General features: G+C 59.9%; 17 protein-coding genes and 3 pseudogenes. 5 read left to right on the top strand and 15 right to left on the bottom strand.

Features of this window, described 5'->3' with window-relative positions; genetic code table 11:
- Positions 1–77: 77 nt before the first annotated feature.
- A pseudogene (locus V6S97_RS21815) lies at positions 78–486 on the bottom strand (transposase); the annotation flags it as partial.
- A complete protein-coding gene (locus V6S97_RS21810) occupies positions 487–1,398 on the bottom strand; it encodes a hydrogen peroxide-inducible genes activator (protein ID WP_334427735.1) in 912 nt (303 codons plus the stop codon). It abuts the pseudogene before it with no gap.
- 173 nt (positions 1,399–1,571) lie between these two features.
- Here V6S97_RS21810 and katG point away from each other — a divergent pair, with 173 nt between their 5' ends.
- On the top strand, positions 1,572–3,740 hold the full coding sequence (katG, locus tag V6S97_RS21805; RefSeq protein WP_334427734.1) for a catalase/peroxidase HPI: 2,169 nt from the start codon (positions 1,572–1,574) through the stop codon (positions 3,738–3,740).
- 264 nt (positions 3,741–4,004) lie between these two features.
- On the opposite strand, the pseudogene V6S97_RS21800 reads toward katG, so the two are convergent.
- A pseudogene (locus tag V6S97_RS21800) lies at positions 4,005–4,469 on the bottom strand (transposase); the annotation flags it as partial.
- A 193-nt stretch (positions 4,470–4,662) separates the two neighbouring features.
- On the opposite strand from V6S97_RS21800, the gene V6S97_RS21795 reads away from it, so the two are divergent.
- Together V6S97_RS21795 and cydB are read left to right on the top strand one after the other, a co-directional pair.
- On the top strand, positions 4,663–6,090 hold the full coding sequence (locus V6S97_RS21795; RefSeq protein WP_334427733.1) for a cytochrome ubiquinol oxidase subunit I: 1,428 nt from the start codon (positions 4,663–4,665) through the stop codon (positions 6,088–6,090).
- A complete protein-coding gene (cydB, locus tag V6S97_RS21790) occupies positions 6,080–7,084 on the top strand; it encodes a cytochrome d ubiquinol oxidase subunit II (protein WP_334427732.1) in 1,005 nt (334 codons plus the stop codon). Before V6S97_RS21795 ends, cydB begins: the two co-directional genes overlap by 11 nt.
- A 581-nt stretch (positions 7,085–7,665) precedes the next feature.
- Here cydB and V6S97_RS21785 read toward each other — a convergent pair.
- The 11 genes and pseudogenes from V6S97_RS21785 to ltrA all read right to left on the bottom strand — a co-directional run.
- Positions 7,666–7,989: pseudogene (locus V6S97_RS21785) on the bottom strand (sugar phosphate isomerase/epimerase family protein); the annotation flags it as partial.
- Between the two features lie 20 nt (positions 7,990–8,009).
- Positions 8,010–8,282: an SMP-30/gluconolactonase/LRE family protein gene (locus tag V6S97_RS29220; protein WP_442886086.1), complete on the bottom strand. Its 273-nt coding sequence runs from the start codon at positions 8,280–8,282 to the stop codon at positions 8,010–8,012.
- Positions 8,191–8,880, bottom strand: coding sequence for an SMP-30/gluconolactonase/LRE family protein (locus V6S97_RS21780; protein ID WP_334427731.1), 690 nt, complete (start codon positions 8,878–8,880; stop codon positions 8,191–8,193). The genes V6S97_RS29220 and V6S97_RS21780 overlap by 92 nt, the downstream gene beginning before the upstream one ends.
- Positions 8,870–9,598 (bottom strand): ABC transporter ATP-binding protein, encoded by a 729-nt coding sequence (locus V6S97_RS21775; RefSeq protein WP_334427730.1) that lies wholly within the window; start codon positions 9,596–9,598, stop codon positions 8,870–8,872. Before V6S97_RS21775 ends, V6S97_RS21780 begins: the two co-directional genes overlap by 11 nt.
- Before the next feature lie 2 nt (positions 9,599–9,600).
- Positions 9,601–10,347: an ABC transporter ATP-binding protein gene (locus V6S97_RS21770; protein ID WP_334427729.1), complete on the bottom strand. Its 747-nt coding sequence runs from the start codon at positions 10,345–10,347 to the stop codon at positions 9,601–9,603.
- On the bottom strand, positions 10,344–11,312 hold the full coding sequence (locus tag V6S97_RS21765; RefSeq protein WP_334427728.1) for a branched-chain amino acid ABC transporter permease: 969 nt from the start codon (positions 11,310–11,312) through the stop codon (positions 10,344–10,346). The genes V6S97_RS21770 and V6S97_RS21765 overlap by 4 nt, the downstream gene beginning before the upstream one ends.
- An 11-nt stretch (positions 11,313–11,323) precedes the next feature.
- Positions 11,324–12,202, bottom strand: a complete 879-nt coding sequence (locus V6S97_RS21760; protein ID WP_334427727.1) for a branched-chain amino acid ABC transporter permease — start codon at positions 12,200–12,202, stop codon at positions 11,324–11,326.
- A 61-nt stretch (positions 12,203–12,263) separates the two neighbouring features.
- Positions 12,264–13,400, bottom strand: coding sequence for an ABC transporter substrate-binding protein (locus V6S97_RS21755; RefSeq protein WP_334427726.1), 1,137 nt, complete (start codon positions 13,398–13,400; stop codon positions 12,264–12,266).
- Positions 13,401–13,496: 96 nt separating this feature from the next.
- Entirely contained in the window at positions 13,497–14,315 is an 819-nt protein-coding gene (locus V6S97_RS21750) for a shikimate dehydrogenase family protein (protein ID WP_334427725.1), read from the bottom strand.
- A gap of 198 nt (positions 14,316–14,513) precedes the next feature.
- Entirely contained in the window at positions 14,514–15,452 is a 939-nt protein-coding gene (locus V6S97_RS21745) for a LysR family transcriptional regulator (RefSeq protein ID WP_334427724.1), read from the bottom strand.
- A gap of 267 nt (positions 15,453–15,719) precedes the next feature.
- Entirely contained in the window at positions 15,720–17,198 is a 1,479-nt protein-coding gene (ltrA, locus tag V6S97_RS21740; RefSeq protein WP_334427723.1) for a group II intron reverse transcriptase/maturase, read from the bottom strand.
- 384 nt (positions 17,199–17,582) lie between these two features.
- Here ltrA and V6S97_RS21735 point away from each other — a divergent pair, with 384 nt between their 5' ends.
- A complete protein-coding gene (locus tag V6S97_RS21735) occupies positions 17,583–18,761 on the top strand; it encodes an MFS transporter (protein WP_334427722.1) in 1,179 nt (392 codons plus the stop codon).
- Positions 18,762–18,770: 9 nt separating this feature from the next.
- Entirely contained in the window at positions 18,771–20,162 is a 1,392-nt protein-coding gene (locus V6S97_RS21730; protein WP_112961975.1) for an amidohydrolase, read from the top strand.
- A gap of 419 nt (positions 20,163–20,581) precedes the next feature.
- On the opposite strand, the gene V6S97_RS21725 is transcribed toward V6S97_RS21730, so the two are convergent.
- Entirely contained in the window at positions 20,582–22,525 is a 1,944-nt protein-coding gene (locus tag V6S97_RS21725) for a DUF4365 domain-containing protein (protein WP_334427720.1), read from the bottom strand.
- Between the last annotated feature and the right edge of the window lie 39 nt (positions 22,526–22,564).

Raw genomic sequence — 22,564 nt, 5'->3', positions numbered from 1 at the left:
TGGCAGCATGACTGCGCTGCTGCGGTCGTCACTTTTTGCTTGACTGGAACGGGCCCGTTACCGAAGTCCTGAACCTAACCCGCCTGATGCAGCATCGCCGTGATGCGGCGATATCCATATCGGCCATATTGGAGGGCGAGCACCGTGATGTCGGCCGTTAATGCCGCTTCGTCATTTGGTGTCTTTGCCATTCTGCGCTGCGTGGAACAATGCTGGCCAAGAACCCGGCATGCCGTCGTTCGGACACGCCCAGTTCTGCGGTGACATGGTCAACACAGGCACGGCGACAAGCGGGGCTTAGACTTTCCCCCTGGCGGCCTCCGCAAGGATCATCTTGTCCAGGGTTAGATCGGAGACAGCCTGCCGGAGCCGCGCATTCTCGGTCTCCAGCTCCGTCAGCCGCTCCACCTGATCGCCCTTCAGCCCACCCCATTCTGCCCGCCAGCGGTAATATGTAACTTCTGTCACGCCTATCGACCGGATCGCCTAAGGGTATGATGTCCTGGCCACTTCGGCGACATTGCGCACGATCTCTGCGATATGTCCGAGCTGTTTGGACAAGGGGTTCGTCTTGCGCCAGATCATGCCGATCGTTCGCGACGGACGCGGCGCCCGCAACCGAGCGACGGAAACCGAGGCGAGCCGCGTTTCCAGCGAAACAGCCATTTGCGGGATGAGCGTAACGCCAATGCCGGCGCCGACCATCTGGACCAGCGTGGCGAGCGAGCTACCCTCCATCAGATCGCGCGGCAGCAACGAGGATGGCATCTTGCAGAAGGATAGCGCCTGCTCACGGAAACAGTGACCTTCTTCCAGAAGCAGCAGGCGCATTGTTCGTAGTGCCTCGGCATTCGGAACGGGCTTTTGTGAATCCTCCTGCGGTCGCACAAGCACGAATTCTTCCTCGAACAGCGGCACCTCCAGTAACGTCGGTTCCGATATCGGCAATGCTACGATGGCCGCGTCAAGGCGCGCATCGATCAGATCTTCAACGAGCTTCGGCGTCACCGTCTCACGCGGATGCAGATCCAAACCGGCGTATCGATGTCCAAGCTCCTTGATGAGCTGGGGGAGGAGATATGGGGCCACGGTCGGAATGACGCCGATCCGGAAGTGGCCGACAAACGGCCGATGAGAGGCACGGGCAAGGTCCGAAAGGTCGTCGATCGAACGCAAGATATCGCGCACCCGCAGTGCGAATTGCTCTCCCAGGCCTGTCAGGCGAACCTGCCGGGTCGACCGTTCGACTAGGGCTGCGCCCATCGCCTCTTCGAGCTCTTTGATCTGCACCGAAAGCGCTGGCTGCGTGACCGCACAATCTTCCGCTGCTCGGCCGAAATGGCCGAGCCTTGCGAGGGCATCGAAATAGCGGAGATGTTTCATGGACACGCCATTCATTAGGCCACCCTATCGATCCCTTTAGAAAATGCAATTTAAATTAATGAAAATCCCCTGCTATGAACAGCGCGGGAAGATGGCAACGCGTCACATCTAGCGATTTCGCAGTGTCACGCCGATGATAGCGCCAACCATCTAACCAGCCAAAATTCTGTTCACGCCCGGAGGGTAACTTGGATCACACGACATCGACCGGCAAATGCCCCGTCGCCCATGGTTCGCTGACATCGTCAGGCGCATCCGTCACGGCCTGGTGGCCGAATGCGCTCAACCTCGACATCTTGCACCAGCACGACACGAAGACGAATCCGCTGGGAACGGACTTCAACTATCGCGAAGAGCTGAAGAAGCTCGACGTCGAGGCGTTGAAGGCCGACGTTCGCGCGCTCATGACGGATAGCCAGGAATGGTGGCCCGCCGATTGGGGCAGCTATGTCGGCATGATGGCCCGCGTCAGTTGGCACGCGGCCGGCTCTTACCGCGCAACTGATGGGCGCGGCGGTTCGGGAACAGGCAATCAGCGCTTTGCGCCGTTGAACTCATGGCCGGATAACGTCAATACGGACAAGGGCCGTCGTCTACTGTGGCCGATCAAGAAGAAATACGGCAACAGGCTGAGCTGGGCCGACCTGATCGCGCTCGCCGGCACGATGGCCTATGAAGCCGCAGGCTTGAAGACCTTCGGCTTCGCGTTTGGCCGTGAGGATATCTGGCACCCGGAGAAGGATGTCTATTGGGGTAGCGAAAAAGAATGGCTGGCCCCCAGCGATGGTCGCTATGGGGAAGTGACAAAGCCCGACACGCTCGAAAATCCGCTCGCCGCTGTGCAGATGGGCCTCATCTACGTGAACCCGGAAGGCGTGAACGGCAAGTCCGATCCGTTGGCAACCGCCGCGCAGATGCGCGAAACCTTCGCGCGCATGGGGATGAACGACGAGGAAACGGTTGCGCTCACGGCCGGCGGCCACACCATCGGCAAATCCCATGGCAATGGAAATCCGACCGACCTGAGCCCTGATCCCGAGGCCGCAGGCCCGGAATTCCAAGGTCTTGGCTGGATGAACACCAAGGGCCGCGGCATTGGTCGCAATACCGTGGTTTCGGGCATTGAAGGCGCTTGGACGGCCGAGCCGACCAAGTGGGATAACGGCTTCTTCGAAATGCTGTTCAAGCATGAGTGGACGCTGACTCACAGCCCCGCTGGTGCCTCGCAGTGGGCGCCGACTACGATCGCCGAGGAAGACAAGCCGGTCGATGTCGAGGACGCCTCGATCCGCGTCCTGCCGATGATGACCGATGCGGATATGGCGCTGAATGTCGATCCGATCTATCGCGAGATCTCGCTGCGCTTCCTCAATGACTTCGAGGCGTTCTCGGACGCCTTTGCCCGCGCGTGGTTCAAGCTCACGCATCGCGATATGGGCCCGAAGAGCCGGTATTTCGGCCCCGATGTCCCCCAGGAAAATCTGATCTGGCAGGATCCGGTGCTCGGCGACCGTACGGACTACGATGTCGCTGCCCTCAAGGCCAGCATTGCTGAATCCGGTCTCTCCGTCTCTGATCTCGTGGCGACAGCCTGGGATAGCGCCCGCACGTTCCGTGGCTCCGACAACAGGGGGGGCGCGAACGGAGCACGCATCCGTCTTGCTCCGCAGAAGGATTGGGAGGGCAACGAGCCGGAACGGCTGAAGCGCGTGCTTGCCGTCCTTGAGCCGATAGCGGCCACAAGCAGCGCAAGCCTTGCCGACGTGATCATCCTTGCGGGCAATGTCGGCGTCGAGCAGGCGGCCAAGGCGGCCGGTTTCGACATCGAGGTTCCTTTCGCGCCCGGCCGCGGCGATGCGACTGCCGAAATGACCGACGTCGACAGCTTTGCGGTGCTGGAGCCCTTGGCGGACGGTTTCCGCAATTGGCAGAAGAAGGGTTATGTCGTGAGCCCAGAGGAGATGCTTCTAGACCGTGCTCAGCTGATGGGTTTGACGGCCCCTGAACTGACGGTGCTGATCGGCGGGCTACGCGTGATCGGTACCAATCATGGCGGTACCAAACACGGCGTCTTCACGGAACGAGTGGGCGCTCTGACCACCGACTTCTTCACGACGCTGACGGACATGGCGTTCAGCTGGGTGCCGACGGGGCGGAACTCCTATGACATCCGTGATCGGAAGACCGGAGCGACCCGATACACGGCGACGCGGGTGGATCTCGTGCTAGGATCGAACTCCATTCTGCGCGCTTATGCGGAGGTATATGCCCAGGACGACAATGTCGAAAAATTCGTGAAGGATTTCGTTTCGGCCTGGACCAAGGTGATGAACGCCGATCGTTTCGATCTGCTTTGATGACGGTCAACGCCTCCTCGGAACGACTTTCCCCGCTCACGTCAGGGAAAGCCCCCATCCTTTCGGACGGAGAAAACTTAACGTCTCTGTCAATTCGTCGGCGTGCCGGTCGCAGGCTTTTGTCGCGCCGGTTCGTCGCGACGTTCCGGACCCTCGTTCTTGTGTGTGTGTGTGTGTGTGTCAGGTCCGGCGACGATGATTCCGTGATCGGGGCTTTGGTGCGCGGGTCGTTGAAAGAACGGCATTCCGTCTTTGATGCTGTTGCTACGGCGTTGCAGTCTTGCAGCGGACGGATTTCGGGCGTGCGCATGCCATCATTCTATTGAGGACCGAGCAGCCGATGGCGACTTCCGTCCGCTGCGCTCCGAATGAGCGCGCCCGCAGCCGGTGTCCGATGATCGATTTGTAACGACCGATCGCGGTCTCGACCAGGGATCGTTTTCCGTAGTCGGTCGCGACCTCCCACTTCATTCGGCCAGCGGTGTTGATCGCCGCAGCGCCGGCGCTATGCTTGGTGATGGCGCCATAGGTGGGGTTGCCGTCATAAGCGCCATCGCCCGTGAACTGGCCGATGGGGTCATCGATCTGGTCGAGCAGCGCCTCGACCTGCGAGGCGTCGCCGGCATCCTGGTCGGTCATGACGTGAGCGATGATCTCGCCGCTGTCGGCATCCAGCGCCAGGTGCAGTTTGCGCTGAGGTCCGCGACGGCTTGAGCGCCCAGGCCCTTCGCGGGGGGCGCGGCATTCCGACGCGCGACGCGGGTAATACTTGGCAGCGAGAGATCTGTTCTTATCTTATCTTATCTTATCTTATCTTATCTTATCTTATCTTGTCTCTGACGCCGCACATCAGCGATCGCGATACCGGCCCGGAACTGGGGCTGCGGTACGATGCTCGAGGGTCTTCAACAATGGAGTTATCATGACCTTTCTTGGTCTCGAAGCAGAGATGCTGGCGCGGATACAGTTCGCGTTCACCGTCTCGTTCCACTTCCTGTTTCCCGCCTTTTCGATCGGGACGGCCAGCTACCTTGCCGTCCTGAACGCGCTCTGGCTATGGAAACGCGACGAAGCCTATCTGAAGCTCTTCGAATACTGGAAGACGATCTTCGCGGTGACCTTCGCCATGGGCGTCGTGTCGGGGATCGTGATGAGCTACCAGTTCGGCACCAACTGGTCCGCTTTCTCAGACAAGGCGGGCCCGGTCATCGGACCACTGATGGGATACGAGGTCCTGACTGCATTTTTCCTCGAAGCGGGGTTCCTGGGCATAGCCCTGTTCGGCCGCAAACGCGTCGGAGACACGGCCCACATGGTGGCTATCGCCATGGTCGCGATAGGCACGCTGATTTCGGCGACGTGGATCACGGCCGCCAATAGCTGGATGCACACCCCGGCGGGGTTCGGCGTCGACGCCAACGGCGTCTTCGTGCCGGAAGACTGGTGGCAGATCATCTTCAACCCATCCTTCCCCTACAGGATGACCCATACCTTGTTGGCGGCCTTCCTTACCACCGCCTTCGCCGTGGGCGCCGTCGGCGCCTGGCATCTGTTGAAGGACCGGACGAACCGTCAGGCCCGTATCATGTTCTCGATGGCGATGTGGATGGCGGCAATCGTCACTCCGATCCAGATCTTAGTCGGCGACCTGCATGGCCTGAATACGCTCGAGCACCAGCCTGCGAAGATCGCGGCCATGGAGGGACATTACGAGACGCATGAGGACGGCGCTCCTCTCGTCCTGTTCGGCATACCGGACGATGAGGCGGAGATCACCCGCTACGCGGTCGAGGTTCCGAAGCTCGGCTCGCTGATCCTGACGCATGAGCTGAACGGCGAGATAAAGGGGCTGAAGGAATGGCCGCGCGACCAGCGTCCTCCGGCGCTCATGCCGTTCATCACCTTCCGGATCATGGTCGGCCTCGGCTTCCTGATGCTCGGCGTCGGGCTATGGTCTTTGTGGGCGCGCTGGAAGGGAACACTGTATGACACGCCGTGGCTCCACCGCGTTGCGGTGGCCATGGGCGGTTCCGGCTTTGTGGCGGTGCTTGCGGGCTGGTACACGACCGAGGTCGGCCGTCAGCCCTGGACGGTGTATGGACACCTTCGGACCGCGGAGAGCCTGTCGCCGGTTTCGGCTCCCGCAGTCGGGACCTCGCTGCTCATCTTCATCGCCGTCTACTTCGTGGTCTTCGGCGTTGGCGTCAACTATCTGCTGAAGCTCATGCGGCGGCCGCCGACCCCTCTTGACACAGATCAAGAACTGGATGCCGGCCCGATCCGGACGGCGGGCATCATGCCCGGTGCTGCGCAGGATCATCCCACTGGAGGAGGACGACATGGACATTGACCTTTCCTTCGTCTGGGCAGGGATCATCGCCTTCGCGGTTCTCGGCTATGTCGTGCTTGACGGCTTCGACCTGGGGATCGGCATTGTCTTCCCGTTCTTCCGCCAGAGGCGCGACCGCGACGTGATGATGAACTCGATCGCTCCCGTCTGGGATGGCAACGAGACATGGCTGGTGCTCGGTGGCGGCGGCCTCATGGCCGTGTTCCCGCTGGCCTACGCGATCATCATGCCGGCTCTCTACATGCCGATCATCCTGATGCTGGTCAGCCTGATCTTCCGCGGCGTCGCCTTCGAGTTCCGCTGGCGGACGCATCACGAATCCCATCTTTGGGACTTCGGCTTCTGGATCGGATCCTCGATCGCGGCTCTGATGCAGGGCATCGTGCTCGGAGCCCTAGTGCAGGGCGTTGCAGTCGAGGGCAGACGGTACGCGGGCGGCTGGTGGGACTGGCTCACGCCCTTCTCGGTCCTGACCGGCGTCGCCGTCCTCGTCGGCTACGCACTGCTCGGGGTGACGTGGCTTAATCTGAAGACGTCGGGCGAAATTCAGGTACGCTCCGCGAAGCTCGCGCGTCCTCTGAGCCTCGGACTCCTGTCGCTGATCGGCGCCGTGTCGCTCTGGACGCCGTTCATCAACGGAATGTACTTCGAGCGATGGTTCGGCTGGCCGACGGCCTTCTTCTCGTCCTTCGTGCCCCTGCTGCTCGCCTTGTGCGCGTTTTCGCTCTGGCGCGGCCTCGCGCACGACAAGCACCTGCAGCCCTTCCTGTCGGCGCTTGGCCTGTTCGTCCTGAGCTTCACGGGCCTCGGGATCAGCTTCTACCCGTACATGATCCCCGGCGTGCTCACGATCAAGGATGCGGCCGCTCCGGACAGTTCCCTGAAGTTCCTGCTCGTCGGAGCGGTCGTGCTTGTACCCATGATCCTTGCCTACACCGCCTACGCCTATTGGGTTTTTCGCGGCAAGATCGATCCGGAAGAGGAATATCACTGATGAGCGACGTTCTTCTGAAGACGGCATGGTTCATCGGGCTGTGGCTCGCGGGCGTTGGCGCGGTTGCCGTGATCGGGCTTCTGATCAGATTATTTCTGAAGTAAGTCGAAGAGGAGCGAGCGTCCCTTGATCATGTCCGGAGTGGCAGAGGCGGACCTGCTGTGGGCGGCGGACGAATCCGTGGGATCGTCCAGTGTCCTCGGCGGATCTACGACATGTAACTCATAGGCCCTCGCAAAAGAGGGCCAAACGGGTTCGTCGGACATTCTGCCCGGTGGTGACGAAGGCCGCCATTCCGACGGCGCCCAGAGCGGCCGTCGCGTATAGCGACAGGCCGATTCCCAGCCGCTCCATCGCGATAGCGAAAGCGACCGGCGCGGCGGCGCCCAGCGCGAGACGGCGGCGGTCATCCTGTCGGTCACGGTCCCGTATGGGAAGCAACGCACGAGATCCTCGCCGCTATGCAGGCACCCAACAAGGACTGGAACCGGCCGGTAGGCGATCTTCCAATGACTGACGGACCTCAGTAATCCGAAGTGATCGTGCTGCGCTGGTGACACTGAATAAGAAAGAATATCCTGACCGGGCGCCACGATCGAGGTATTCGAGCAGATTAGCATGAGGTTAGTGCCGAGCTCCGCCATCAGATCGAACTTGCGCTCTGCCCGGTCGAAATTGCGACTGCGGAAAGGTTCCGGCATACCCTCGAAGTCGCGGAAAGGCTGAAACAGTGTCACCTTGAGGCCGTGATCTCGGACCATGCGCCCCACTTCTGCTGGTGAACGGTCAAAGGCCAGGAAGTCGTTCTCGAAGATTTCAATCCCGTCGAAGCCCGCTCTCGCGATGGCGGTCAGCTTTTCCTGGAAATCACCGCTGATCGAAACCGTGGCGATTGAAGTTTTCATTTGGGGTTCCTTTCGAGCCTTTACAGACCTGTCCGAAATTCCGGTCTGCCTCTGACGTCGACATTGAGGACGAGAACCCGTCCCGCGAGTGGTTCGGCCTGGCGCTCCTCGGCCAGGAGCGGTTCGCTTGCCGAGGTGACATAGAGGCGGTCAAGCTCCTCACCGCCAAAGCAACAGCGCGTCGGGTGGCTCACCGGCAGTTCAATGAGGCGCGATACCTCTCCCCTGGGATCGTAACGCACGAGGCGGCGGCCAGCATATTCGGCGTTCCACAGATGGCCTTCTGAGTCGATACAACTCCCGTCCGGTCGGGCAGGCGCAGCGGTGGTCGCAAAAAGGCAGTTCCTCTCCCATGTCGCCGCTGATGGGATCATAGTCGCTGAACCAGATCGTGTGGGCACGCGTATCCGCATAGTAGATGCGGCGGCGTTCCGGATCGAAGGCGAGCGAGCTGGGAATGGCCAGGCGCGCGGCCTGTCGTGTCACCTCGAGTTTTGGAGTCACGCGGTAAATGGATCCCACGGGGGCATAGTCGTCCTCCCGGAGTGTGCCAATCCAGAAATTCCCCACCGAATCTGCACGGCCATCGTGTTTGCGATGGTTCAGCAGCCCCGGCTGGGGATCGACGAGCAGGAGCTGCTCACCCGTCTCCGGGTCATAGCTAAACAGCCCGTTATCGCAGGCGAGGATCAGCCCGCTGGTGCGGCGCAGGGCCAGCGAGCCGATGCGGCGCGCCTCGACGGGATATCGTGTGCACACGCCGCTTTTTGCGTCATGGCTCCACAAGGCGGACGCTAGCACATCCACCCACCAGAGCCTGTTGCTCCGCTCGCACCAGATCGGGCATTCCCCGAGCCGGGCCGGAGCGGCGTCGAGAACCTCAAACCGCATGGTCTGCCTCTACATGACCACCGAGGAACAACTGGCCGACGCGCGGGTCGGCAAGCAGCTTGGAAGCCTTGTCGTACATTCGCGTCTGGCCGAGCTCGAGCACAAGGCCGTAGTCGGACATGGCCAACGCGGCCTTGGCATTCTGCTCCACCATCAGGATCGTCACGCCCTGATCGCGCAGCTGGATCAGAGTCCGGAACACCTCTTGCACAAGATTGGGCGAAAGGCCGATGGACGGCTCGTCAATCAGGATCAGCTTGGGATCCAGAAGAAGTGCGCGCGCCACTTCGAGCTGCTTCTGCTGGCCGCCGGACAGTTCGATCGCCTTGCGGTTACGGAATTCCTTGAGCATGGGGAACTGGTCCATCACCGTCTCGATGCGCTCGCGCACCTTTGCCTGATCGGCGGCCGTGATGCCGCCGAGTTCCAGATTGTGGTACACAGAGAGCTGCGGCACTACATTGCGGCCCTGCGGCACATAGGTGACGCCATGGGAGATCATCTGTCTCGGCGCCTGCCGGGTCACGTCATTGCCGTTGAGCAGGATCTGGCCGGAGGCGATGTTCAATAGTCCGAAGATCGCCTTGAACACGGTCGATTTGCCGGCCCCGTTAGGCCCGATCACGGTGGTGATCGACGCCTTCGGGATGGAGAAGGTGACGCCGTTCAGGATCGTTATCTTGCCGTAGCCGCCGTAGATATCTTTGAGTTCAAGCATCTTCAGCCTCCCAGATAAGCATCGATGACGGTTTGGTTTGCCCGGATCTCGTGCGGCGTGCCTTCGGCGATGATGCCGCCTTCCGCGAGTACGATGATGCGGCTGCACAGGCTCATGACGAACTCCATGTTGTGCTCGATGACCACGAAGGTCGTGCCGTGTTCGGCGTTGTAGGCGGTCAGCCGGTCCTTGAGGTTGGCGAGCATGGTCAGATTGACGCCGCCGGCCGGCTCGTCGAGCAGGACGAGGCTCGGACCCGCCATAAAGGCCATGGCCGCGTCCACCAGCTTCTGCTGGCCGTAGGAGAGCGAGCCGGCCAGCGTGTCGCGCAGATGCGTCAGGCGGAAAAAGGAGATCAGGCGTTCGGCTTCTTCGGTCAGGCCGGCGTCGCCCGGTCCGAACAGACGCGACAGCATGCTGCCATGGTGTTCCTGGCCGGCAAGGATGATGTTGTCGAGCACCGTCATCTTGGGGAAGACCGAGAGTTGCTGGAAGGTGCGGCCGACACCCAGCCGATTGAGATCGGACGCACGCATGCCGGAGACGTTCCTGCCGTTGACGGAGACCTCGCCGACATTTGGTTGAAGTTGTCCAAGGATGCAGTTGAAAAGCGTCGACTTGCCGGAACCGTTCGGCCCGATGAGGCCGAGGATCTCGCCCTTGTGGACATCAAAGGAGACACCCCGGACGGCGCGGATACCGCCAAAACTTTTCTCGATATTGCGGACGGAAAGGACGGGGGCACTCATTTCAGGCGCGCTCCTTCACGCATGTCGGCCCGGACCTGTTGGCGTGGCCAGAATTTCTCGCGTATCCGCGTCCAGACTCCAATCAGGCCAGCCGGCACGAAGACCAGCATGACGATCACGAGTGCGGAATAGATGATGAGGTAATAGCCTTCGGTGAAACGCAGCATCTCCGGCAGGAGGATGACGACGCCGGCGCCAACGAAAGGACCGAAGAAGTAGCCCGATCCTCCCACCACGACCATCAGCAGGATGCGCAGCGAATGGGCGAGGCCGAACGAACCAGGTTCGATGAACTGGACGAGCGGGGTGACGAGGGCACCGGCAAGGCCGCCATAGGTCGAACCGATGGCGAAGGCGAGCAGCGTGATGCGGCGGGTATCGACACCGAGGCTTTCGGCACGCACGGGATTTTCGCGCAGGGCTTTGAACGCGCGGCCCCAGGGCGAACGGACAATGCCCCACATGCCGAGCGCCGCAAGCACCGTGATCACCAGGGTGAAATAGTAGAAATGCAGCTGTTTCATGGTCGAAAACAGACCAAAGTCCGGGCGCGGCATACCGACGAGGCCAAGGCTGCCACCAGTCAGCCAGTCCTCGTTGCGCAAGACGAGGAAAACGAGCGTGTTGAAGGCCAGCGTCACAAAAGCGAGGAAATGGCCTTTCACGCGCAAGGCCGGATAGCCAAGCAACAGGCCTATTGCGAAGCAGGCCACGAGCGCGAGCGGCATGGCCAGAACCCAGTGCCAGCCGACCAGCGTCAATAGTGCAGTGATGTAGGCGCCGATGGCCATGAAGGAGGCTTGGGCGAGGGAAATCTGGCCGGCGTAGCCCAGCGTCAGGTTCAACCCCATGGCCGCAATGGCGAAAATGAGCCACGATGTCAGCACGTAGATGATGTAGTTGCCTTGGCCGAAGGGCGCCACGATGGCGACGGCGAGCAAGGCCAAGATTGAAATGTTCCGCATACGGAGGCTCATTAGACTGTTCTCCCCTCGGACGTTCCCAGAATGCCCTGCGGCCTGACGAGGATGATGGCGATCAGCAGCACGAGAGGCAGCGCCGCGCGGTATTCTGCGGTGACATAGGCTGCGGTGAGGTTGTCGAGCACACCAATCAGCAGGCCGCCGGCCAGTGCGCCGCGGATCTGATTGAAGCCACCGACGATCGCGGCGATGAAGGCGATAAGGCCGAGCGTTTCGCCGTTCGAGAATTTGGCGAGATAGACCGGCGTGATGAGGAATGAAGCGAGGGTCGCCAGAGCCGCATTGATCAGGAAGGTGTAGAGGATCATGCGCTTGACGTTAACGCCCAGGATTTCCGCCACGGCCGGGTTCTGGGCGGTCGCCTGCATGCAGCGGCCTGTGCGGGTCCTGTTGAGAAACAGGGTTAAAAGCACGACGACGCTCAGCGAGATCACGAGATTCATAAGATCCTGCATCGACAGCACAGCACCGAAAATATCAATCGGGCTGTTGGGGAAGAGGGATGGAAACGGCTGGGCCTCGGCTGAATAGAATTCCTTGGCGCTCTCCTTGAGCAATATGCCCAAGGCCATCGTGGCAATGATAAGTGTTATCCCGCCATGCGGCAGGATCGGCTCGATGATCAGCTTCTTGAACAGCAGGCCTAGAACGAGAATAGCGACCGCCAATCCCAATATCAGGGCTGCCCAAGGCGGCAGGCCGAAGATGGTCATACCGGCCAGAACAAAGAATGCTGGCAGCATGACGAATTCGCCTTGGGCAAAATTCACCGTTTGGGCTGCCTGCCAAACCAGAGTGAAACCGATTGCCACAAGGGCATAGATGGAGCCGGTCGCCAGGCCGGATAGCAAAACTTGTAAAAACTGGGACATAGCGCGCCTCTTTAGCCTGCGTCCGCGGCAGCAAATGCCGCCGCGGTCAGACTTAGATTGATCAATTGGCGGAAAGGGTGCCGATCACGACCGGCGCACCATCCTTGACCTGAACCATGAAGCTCGGACGAGACATTTCGCCATTCTCGTCCCAGCAGGTGTCGAGCAGGACCTTGGGATGATCCGCGGCCTTCAGGCACAGGCCGTGCATCTTCTCGGCGAAGGCTTCGCCGTCAAATTCGCCCACCATTTCGGTAACGTATTTCGTCGTCCAGGCGCCGACGTAACCCTTGATCGCGTCATGAGTAGGCTTGCGCTTGAAAGTCTCTTCAAATGTCTTGGTGAAGGCGGCGATACCCGGTATTTCGGTGGCGGTGGCAGTTACGCCGACATGGGCGATGGCGCCCTCGGCCGCGCCGCCCGCGAGTTCGATGACTTTCGCCTCGGTCAGGGTGACTTCGCCGACCAGCGGCATTGCGAGCGACTGTTTCTTCGCCTCGATCAGGAAGCGGGCTGACTCTTCCTGGTTCATGTAGACGAAGACTGCATCCGGGTTGGCCTGCTTCAGCTTCGCGACATCGGCCGCGTAGTCGGTCTGAGCCTGCTCGGACGGGACGTCGGCGATCACCGCGATGCCGGCTTTCTGCATCTCTTCCAGGAATACGGTGTGGCCGCCCTTGCCGAACTCGTTGTTGATCCAGGCTACCGCAACCTTCTTGGCCTTGAGCGTGTCCGTGAAATAGGCGGTCAGCGCGGGGATGCCTTTTTGCGCGCCGGAGGAGGTACGAAAGACGAAGGGGTTGCCCTTCTGGACGATGGTTGGCGATTCCGATCCAACGAACTGGGGTGTGCTGTTCTGCTGAGCGACCAGCATGTTGACCATGGTCGAACCCGAGTAGATCGTCCCGAGGATGGCATATGCCCCTTCGTCGATCGCCTTTTGAACAAGAGCGCGCGATACCTGGGGATCGGTCTGCGTGTCGTATTCGCCAAGCTCGATCTTCTTGCCGAGGATGCCGCCATCGGCATTGATTTCCTCGACGGCGACCTTGATGCCGTCGCGCCAGTTCGTTCCTGATGGAGCGCCGGCGCCGGAAAGCTCGGCGACCATGCCAAGTTTCACGATCTCCTGCGCGTTGGCGGTGCCGATCACCGTCAGCAGAACGGTCGACAGAGCAAGCAAGCGTTTGCGGTACATTAGATTCCTCCCATTGTGGCAGCTTGAGCCGTCGCGGCGCGGTCTCCCAAACGCGCCACCCAAGCCTGAACGTATCAGGAGACGAAGGTTTCAATCCTATTCAACTATTCCTCCCTCACGCCAGCGTCCGAGAAGAAAATTCACTAGAGTCTCGGCCTGGGCGGCGAACATGTCCGTGCCGATCATCGTCCGACAGCCCCTTTGCCGAGCCTCTGCGATCAGGGGCGGGACTTCCGGTTTGGTAATTACGCATGCGACGAACTGCGACGGCCGAAGCCTGGACACGTCGATCGGCAAAGGATCGCCCGGTTTCATCCCCAGAGGCGTCGCATTGGCGACGAGGTCGAAGCAGGCCGGATCGGTATCACCCGCGACGACCCGGCCTGGAAATATGTTCCGCAACTTCGCAATCATGCCGTCGCGCCGGGCTGTGTCGATATCGTGGATCGCAAGTTCCGCTGCCCCACGCTTCAGGATCTCCAGGGCGATTGCCGAGCCGGCGCCGCCGCAGCCGACAAGCAGCGCCCGGCGGCCTTGGATGGAAAACCCTTTCCGCTCGATGCCATCGAGATAGCCGATCCCGTCCGTATTGTCTCCGTGCCAGCCGTCGTCGGTGCGGGATAAGACATTCACGGCCTCCACGAAGTCGGCGCGGTCCGTGCGGGTCGAGCAAAGGGCGTAGGCGTCTCGCTTGTGCGGCACGGTGACCAATATGCCGTCCACGTTGTGGACATCCTTCAATGAGTCAAGGAGACCTGTCAGGTCCGTGGGGGTGACCTGCATGGGCACGACGACCGCATCCTCGCCACGCTTCACCAGAATCCCGGTGAGGATCCTCGGTGACTTCACTTGCGCGATCGGATCTCCGACCACCGGGAAGAGTCGCGTGGCCCCTGTTGGAAAGTATCCCGTCATATGTGCCACCCGACTTTGCGCAATGGCGAAGCGGCGACATCTCCGCTCACCGCATGATCCGGTCGCAGTCTTGCGATATCGAAATTGGGCTGACGACGCATATTCCTCCACCAAACCTCGGGGCAGTCTCTGAGAACAACTTAGCGGACTGCGGCGATCATATCGCGTACCAACTTTTGTATGATCCGTAACATGATGTTAATGGCGTCTTTCGTTCCGTCCCGGCTTTTTCGGCTGAGTCTTGAGCGAGCTGGCGCTCGACATTTCCTGGCGGAGGGCATCACGGAAGTGTTCGGCATAGACTGATAGCGGCAGGTCCTTGCGATAGGCGATATAGGTATGGAAGATGCTATCGGCGTCGATTTCCAGGCTTTTCAGCCCTCGGATCACACCGTGTGCGACGGTGAATTCATCGATGATGGCGATGCCGAGGCCCGCTGCTACGAGGCTGCAGACCGTCGTGCCAAAGCGCGCCTTCACGTTCATCCGATAGTCGAGCCCGTTGTCGGTAAACATCCCGGCCATGATGGCTCCGTAAGGGTCCTTCGGGTCGATCCCGATCAGCGGATGGCGGGACATTTCCTCCGGTGTGATCTTGTCCCGCGCCGCGAGCGGGCTGGTCTCCGGAACGATGCAGAGCAGTTTGCCGCTGGCCAACAACTCGAACTCGATCAGCGGATGCTCGAAGCGCGAGGAAATAGCTACCAGTTCGCCGCGCCCGAGTAAGAGGTAGTCGATCGCTTCTTCGATCTTCAGGATGTTGACGTCGAACCCCAGATCCGGATAGCGCTGCCGCAACCGTGCGATGGAGCGGGGGACCATCACATTGGCGATACTCGGCACCGAGGCGATGCACAGGTCCTGGCTCTTGCCGCGCGCCAGATCGGCAACGGCGGACTGTAGATCATCGATCTTGCGATGCACCGTATCAAGCAGGTCGAAGATGTTCCTTGCCTGCGGGGTCGGAACGTAACGCCCGGCGCAGCGGTCGAAGAGCCGTACGCCGAGTGAGTCTTCGGAATATTTCATCAGCCGGCTTATACCGGGCGCAGAGACGTTAAGCAGTCGCGCAGCGCCGGCGATGCTGCCAGTGACCATGATGGCCCGGATGACTTCGATCTGGCGTAGAGTAAGCATGGACGGGCCTTATTGGGGTCAGAACAAGATTAGTGCGAAATCGTACGCCAAGCGAATTTGTCCATATTTTCAGCAGTTTGCCGTCTGTGCAAAATAGGAAGTTTTAGGGTGAAAAGCTATCTAGAACCCATTTTTAGAACGAAAATCGATCTAAACCATCACTTTCTCGGCTAAACGTACAATTTAGTACTAATATCGCGGTAGGGATGCCCATTACTGTGCACTCCCCGCACAGATCCGGACGAGCGGAATTCCCGCATCCGGCTCCTACCTTAGGTGTTTGACGGCGAAGCGTATGCGCGGCCAAGGATGAAGGATCCGGGGGTGCGGGAGCCAGTCATTGGCAAGCCGTATCATTCTCTCCCAGATCAATCGATGTCTCTGGCTCCGCCGCCGAAGCGTCTGAGCCCAGAGCCTGATGATGCGGTCGCGAAAGGCGCCGAGCGACCGAAAATTGGTCGGTACAGCGTGATAGGCATAGTAGCCAGCAAGCACCTGCTTCAGCCATCGTCCCTGCTCTGGGATGGGCCAATGCATGCGCCGTCGCAACTCGTTCTTAACCTCCGTCAGCTTCGCCATTCTTCGGTCCCTCCGGCTTTTCCGGAGGATCTGGAACCGGCCATGCCGGGTCTTGCCGCAAATGTGCGTAAAACCGAGGAAGTTGAACGTCTCCGGTTTGCCAAGCCCTTTCCTGCGGCGAGCCTGAGCCCCATAGCGGCCAAACTCGATCAGTCGGGTCTTTTCCGGATGGAGTTGCAACGCAAACTCCTGTAGCCGTTGCCGCATCATGTCCCAGAAACGCCGGGCATCGGCTTCGTGTTCGAAGCCAACCACAATATCATCCGCGTAGCGCACGATAATCACGTCGCCGGTGGCCTCACGTCGTCGCCAACGATCGGCCCAAAGATCAAAGACGTAGTGCAGGTAGATATTGGAAAGTAGCGGCGAAATCACCGATCCTTGTCCCGTTCCCCTTTCGCTTACAGTAACGATCCCGTCTTCCAGAACACCCGCCCTGAGCCATTTGCGGATCAGGTGGATGATGCGCCTGTCACCGACGCGGTGCTCCACGAAACGGACCAGCCAATCCTGGCTGACGCCGTCGAAAAAGCCCGCAACGTCGGCGTCCAGAATGTAGCTCACCTTCCGCGTTTCGATTCCGACAAACAGAGCGTCCAGCGCATCATGCTGGCCGCGCTCTGGTCGGAACCCATAGCTGAACCCGAGGAAGTCTTCCTCGTAGATTTGGTTCAGCACCGTCGCCGTCGCCCTCTGGACAATCTTGTCTTCAAGGGCGGCAATTGCGATCGGTCGCTGCCGTCCGTCTGGCTTCGGTATATACGTCCGCCGGGACGGATGGGCACGATACACTCCCCGTTCAACCCGACTATGCAGGTCCACAATCCTTTGATTGAGGTCTGCTTCGTAGGTTCGCCACGTTTGTCCGTCCACGCCGGGGGCTGCGTTACGCTTGAGTGCGTAGAACGCCGTCCTCAGCATCTCTGGATTGATGTGATGGAAGAGAGCGGTGAACTTCTCCTTCTTCCTTTGCCTTGCAGCATTCCGTATGCGGTCCAGCGCATGGGACACACTTTCCCGGTCCTGTGCCCGGCGCGTGCTTTGCTGGTCCGCATTCCCCTTGGTTCCTGCCCTTGGCTCCCCTTGCTCCGCCACCGATACTCCGGCGTTGCTCGCAAGGTTCGTTGCTACTATGGCAGGATCTGACTCCTCGAGATCGTTCTTCACCGGATTCGGCTCCTCGCCTTCCCGATGCGGACCAGCAGTGGCATCCCACTCTGGCCAATCCCGAGGTCTCCCGGTTCCCGCGCAAGGAGCGTCCATGCATGCCAGGGTCTCAGACCACGCCGGGTTGAATCGACACTCGCGCTGTCGCACCGATTCATATTGCCTTCCGCACACAAGACGAACGTCGGCACCCGAGAAGCGTCAATTTCGCGGTTCAATGGCTGGCCTACATGCTCCCCTGTCAACGCTTCACGCACAGCCTCACGGCTGCCCGCGCATGACTCGGGGTCAATGCGGATCGCTACTCCTTCATTGCAATGGACTTTCACCATCTACTCCTTGCCGGTTTCTACCGGCGCACCTTGTTCTGACCCCATAATAGGGATGCTTTTCATATGCTGGGTTGTCGGTTTCATCGACAAGACCGCAATCAACATTGCGATCATCCCGATCAGCGAGGAGTTTGGATTGAGCCCTGATCATCAGGGCATGATCATTAGCGCCTTTTTCCTTGCCTATTCCATGACACAGTTGATCGGCGGCTATCTGGTTGACCGCTTCGGCGCCCGCCGGGTGCTAAGCTCGGCCGTTGCAGTATGGTCGCTCGGAACTGCCGTTTCTGGCGCGGTCACCAGTGCTGTCGCTGCCGCCCGTGCGGTCACGGGCGCAGGCGAAGCAGTCTTCCCCGCCGGCGGCTCAGTCGCGATCACCGAACATTTCGAAAAATCGCAGATGGCACGCGCAAAATCCGTGTTGCAGTCTGGCGCTTCGGTCGGCTTTGCGGTCGGCTCGCTGGTTATCACCGCGTTGATCGCCGCACATAGCTGGCAGGTGATGTTTTTTGTTCTCGGCGCCATCGGCCTGGTTCTTTCGGCAGCTCTTTACATCATCATGAAGCCGGCGGCGGGTGCGCTGGTTACGCAGGAAAAGGTTGAGAAGGTCTCCGAAAAGAAGCGGATCGGCGCGCTCCTGAAAAACACGCTGACCTGGAAGATCACGCTCGTCTACTTCTTCACCAATATCGTCTTCTGGGGCCTGCAGTCCTGGCTGCCGTCCTACTGGGTCAAGGTGAAGGGCATGAGCATGGTCGAAATGGGTGCCTATTCGATGATCCCGCCGACGCTCGGCTTCATCTCCTTTCTGACCTGCGGCTGGCTGCTCGACCGTTTCTTCCACCAGAAGGAAAAGTACCTCATTTGCATCGGCTCGGCTGTCTCGGCCATCTTCATCTATCTGATGGCGAATGAGGAATCGATCCCGCTTGCCTTCGCCTATCTGTCGGTCTCGAACGTGTTCCTGAATGCGATCTCGATCAGCGTCTTCGTCAGCATCATGAAGCATTTCCCGCAGAATACTGTGGGCACCGCCACTGGCTTGATCAACTCGCTGGCGCAGCTCGGCTCGTTTGCCTCGCCCATGCTGATCGGTGCCGTGCTGTCGGCTACCAATCAGAACTATGAGATCGCGTTCTCGATCATCGTCGCTTGCGCGGTCGTTGTCTGCGCCGTCGCCACCACTTTTCCCGCCGTCCACGGCAAAAAGCCTGTCGAACAGGCTGCCTGAAGGAATACAATGACCTATCTCGATATCATCGAACGCACCGTCGCCGCGCATTCGGACAATCTGAAATCAGTAGCCGATAGAATCTGGTCATTTGCCGAGATCCGTTATGAGGAGACCCAATCGGCCGCTCTTTTGGCCGACGAGCTCGAAAAGGCCGGTTTCGCCGTCACACGCCAGGCCGGCAATATCGAAACCGCCTTTGTGGCGAGTTACGGTGAGGGACATCCCGTCGTTGCCATCCTGGGCGAATTCGATGCCCTGACAGGGCTTAGCCAACAAGGCGGCGCGACCAGCCACGACCCCATCGTCAAGGGTGGAAACGGCCATGGCTGCGGCCACAATCTTTTGGGAACCGGCGCGCTCGCCGCCGTTCTGGCGCTCAAGGCCTGCAAGGAAGAACTCGGGCTCGAGGGGACGATCCGCTATTATGGCTGCCCGGCTGAGGAAGGCGGCGGGGGCAAGGCCTATATGGCTCGCGAAGGGCTTTTCTCGGATGTCGATGTCGCATTCACCTGGCACCCATGGGACGAGAACCTCGCATACAATGCCCGCATGCTGGCAACCAACCAGCTCTACTTCACATTCCGCGGCACCAGTGCCCATGCGGGCTTCGAGCCTCATCTCGGACGCTCCGCGCTGGATGCGGTTGAATTGACCAATGTCGGCTGCAACTATCTGCGTGAGCATATCATTCAGGACGGACGTATCCATTATGCTATCACCGACACCGGTGGCCGGGCTCCCAACGTGGTGCAAGCGCAGGCGCAGGTGCTTTACAAGGTCCGTGCGCCGCGCATGGATCAGGTTCGCGAGATCACCGAACGAGTGAAGGACGTCGCCCGCGGCGCGGCCCAGATGACCGGCACCGAACTGGAGATCACGTTTGACGCCGCCTCCGCCGATCTGGTGCCAAACGTTTCACTTGCGCGCATGATGCACGGCGAGTTCGAGAAATTTGGTGCTGCCAGCTTTTCAAACAGCGAAAAGGACTTTGCCACCAGCATCCAGAAGACCTTCTCGCCAGAAGTCCAGGCAAAGGTTGCCAAACGCGGAAAAATCCTGTCGGAAGACCTGAATGCATTTCAGGAAGAACCGACATTCCTGCATGGCTCTACCGATGTGGGCGATGTCAGCTGGCTTGTTCCGACCGGACAGGTCTATGTCGCAACCGAGGCATACGGCACGCCGCCGCACACCTGGCAGATGGTTTCGCAGGGCAAGTCAGGCTACGCCCATAAGGGCATGCTCCAGGCTGGCAAGGTTCTTGCTGCCTCAGCTGTACAGACGCTCATGAACCCGGAAATCGTCCTGGCGGCCAAAGCGGAACACCGCGAGCAACTGGGTGGTGAAAGCTACATTCCGTTGATTCCGGCGGAAGCTACACCGCAGCGCCTGCGTTGATCGAGCGGCAGGGCGCCGCCACTTACCGACGTCGCTTTGGAGTGTCTCAGCAGAGACACTCCGCTTTCGCCAGCGCAACGATTACGGCGTTGGAAAAACGGTCTTCATTTGCTCTTGAACGGATTCGAACTCACGACGCTCGAAATTGGATTGTTCTAAAGCTCTGGATTCATTCATTTATAAATGCGGTCGATTGGGGAGATGGTGACATCGACAATGGCTTCAATCAGTTCTGGAATATAAGCTCAGATCGCACGATTGAGGAACCGGAGCATCATGCCAGCCAGTCATCCGATAGCCGCGCGGTGCTACCTGCGGACCTTATCAAATAGACATCGTGCCAGTCCGCATTCAGGCATGCGCCGGTGCATGGCACGTGCCGATGATCTCCCGTCCCGACACACGGCTTTGGCGGATCGCTAGAAAAGCTGCGGAAGGTTGCGGCGAAGCTTCGCGGTTAGGTCATGGTCGGGAAACTGCTGGGCCGCGGTTCGGAATATGATCACCGCCCGATCGTGGTCACCACTGTTCCACAGCGTTCCAGCCATGTTGAACATCGCGAGGGCATAACCCGGATCGAGGATGAGCGCTTTACAATAAGCCTCTACGGCCGCCTGCGGGTTGCTTAGATGCTCCTGCGCTACTGCCACTTGGAACCAACTCATTGCGTCGGGTTGGATTCCGTCGGCCTGGGCTTGGACCAGCGGCAGCGCGTCCCCGAACCGGCCGAGAAAGTTCAGCGCAGTGCCGAGGCAATAGCCATAATGGCCACCTTCGATCTCATAAGCCATGCGGAAGCAGCGCTCAGCTTCCTCCCAATTGCTTTCGTCCTGCGCCCAATGTCCTAGCCTATCCCACGGCAAAGCGGCGTATTCCGGCGCGAGATAAGCAATATGGTCGTCGAATTCGGCGCGGAATGCGGCATAGTCCTTACCGATATCCTCCCCCTCTTGCCGAATATAGAAGGTGGTAAGGAGAATTTCGGCGCGTGCAGGGGAGACATCGGAATGGGTGCTCAGGTGACGCCGCCAGAAAGCGAGCGCCCCCTTTGCATTTTCGAGCGACGTTCGGCCGAAGGCCGCTACTTGGCGCGCGCACCATGGCCAGATCCAGGGCTCGCGATCAGCACTCGCCAGCAAAAGGTTGATTGAGCGGAATGCCTCACGGGTCTCGCCCAAGCTGAACAGAGCGTTCAGTCGCCAACCAACGACTGCCGAGATCGACCCTAGTTGCTGCTCTGTGAAAATCACCTGGTCATAGTGATCGATCGCCTCTGCAAACCGACCATTGCGGTGATGAAAGTGCCCGAGCGCGTGGTGGGCCTCGGGCAATTCGGGATTCATCTCTAGCGCGCCACGATAACATTCGACGGCGATCTCCTCATCGCCCAGACGTTCGAAGCTCGAACCCAGATTCTTGAGGCACTGCGCGGCCATGGCGGGGTCGGCCATAAAATCCATGTCGCCAGCGGCGGCCTGGTAGCTGAGCTTGGCCTTAATCTCGTCGCCGAGAGCCGAAAAAGCGTTGCCGATTGTGTAATGGAGGCTGCCAGCCTGATATCGCCCGTCGGTCAACTTTCTCCGGAACTGTGTGATGCCCGCCTCGATCCGTTTGGGATTCTGGCTGCGTCCCGCCATGCCGAGATTGATTTCCGCCATATAGCAAGGTCCCATAGCGTCGTCATCTGCGTCGAGGACCGCGGCGAACTGGTCGAACGCGGCGCTTATCACTACGTCCGCTCCGCGCTCGTAAAGCTGGTTAAGAATTTGCGAGGCGAGAGCCGGGTCGTCCGGGACATGGACGGGTGGTGCGGCGCTTTGGACGATGCGCGGGAGGTCGCTCGCCGCCGCCCTAATTTGGTCAAGACGCCGATCGCGCGCCACGCGTGCGCCCGACCGCGCCAGCCCAGCGAGCGCTTTCAATTGACCGAGTGTCAAAGTCTTGGCGAAGGTGACTGTCAGCGTGTCCTGCTCGGTCCAATTTAAGCCCTCATGCTCATAATGGCGCAGAACGCTTTCGACAGTTGCTATCCGTAGCGAGAACGTGGGCAGATGATACGCCACAAAGACGCTGTAAGGCTGCGCCAGGAGATAATTGAGGTTTGTGCGCTGGACCGAGATACTCAGCGAACCGTCGGCTTTGAGCGGGCGCTCGGTCCCCTTCAACTGGACGTGAAGCCTGACATTCGTCGGCTTTCCCTGGTCGAGTACCTCGATTTGGCAATCGGTCCCATAATCCTTTCGGTCGGCCCGCTGCAGGATGAAATGTTCGCTTCGCGCGAGCAAAGCCTGAAAGGCGCTCTCAGCTTTTTCCTCAATCGCATGATTGGGTCCGCGGCCGGGCAGATCGTCAACGCTACCCATGGCAGGTTTGCCGGCAGACGTCTGCTATCGCTCTCTTTT

The organism is Agrobacterium sp. CCNWLW155, assembly GCF_036888815.1.
GTDB classification, from domain to species: Bacteria; Pseudomonadota; Alphaproteobacteria; order Rhizobiales; family Rhizobiaceae; genus Agrobacterium; species Agrobacterium radiobacter.
The sequence above is the reverse complement of the archived record's forward strand: the minus strand, read 5'-3'. Positions and strand labels throughout refer to the sequence as shown.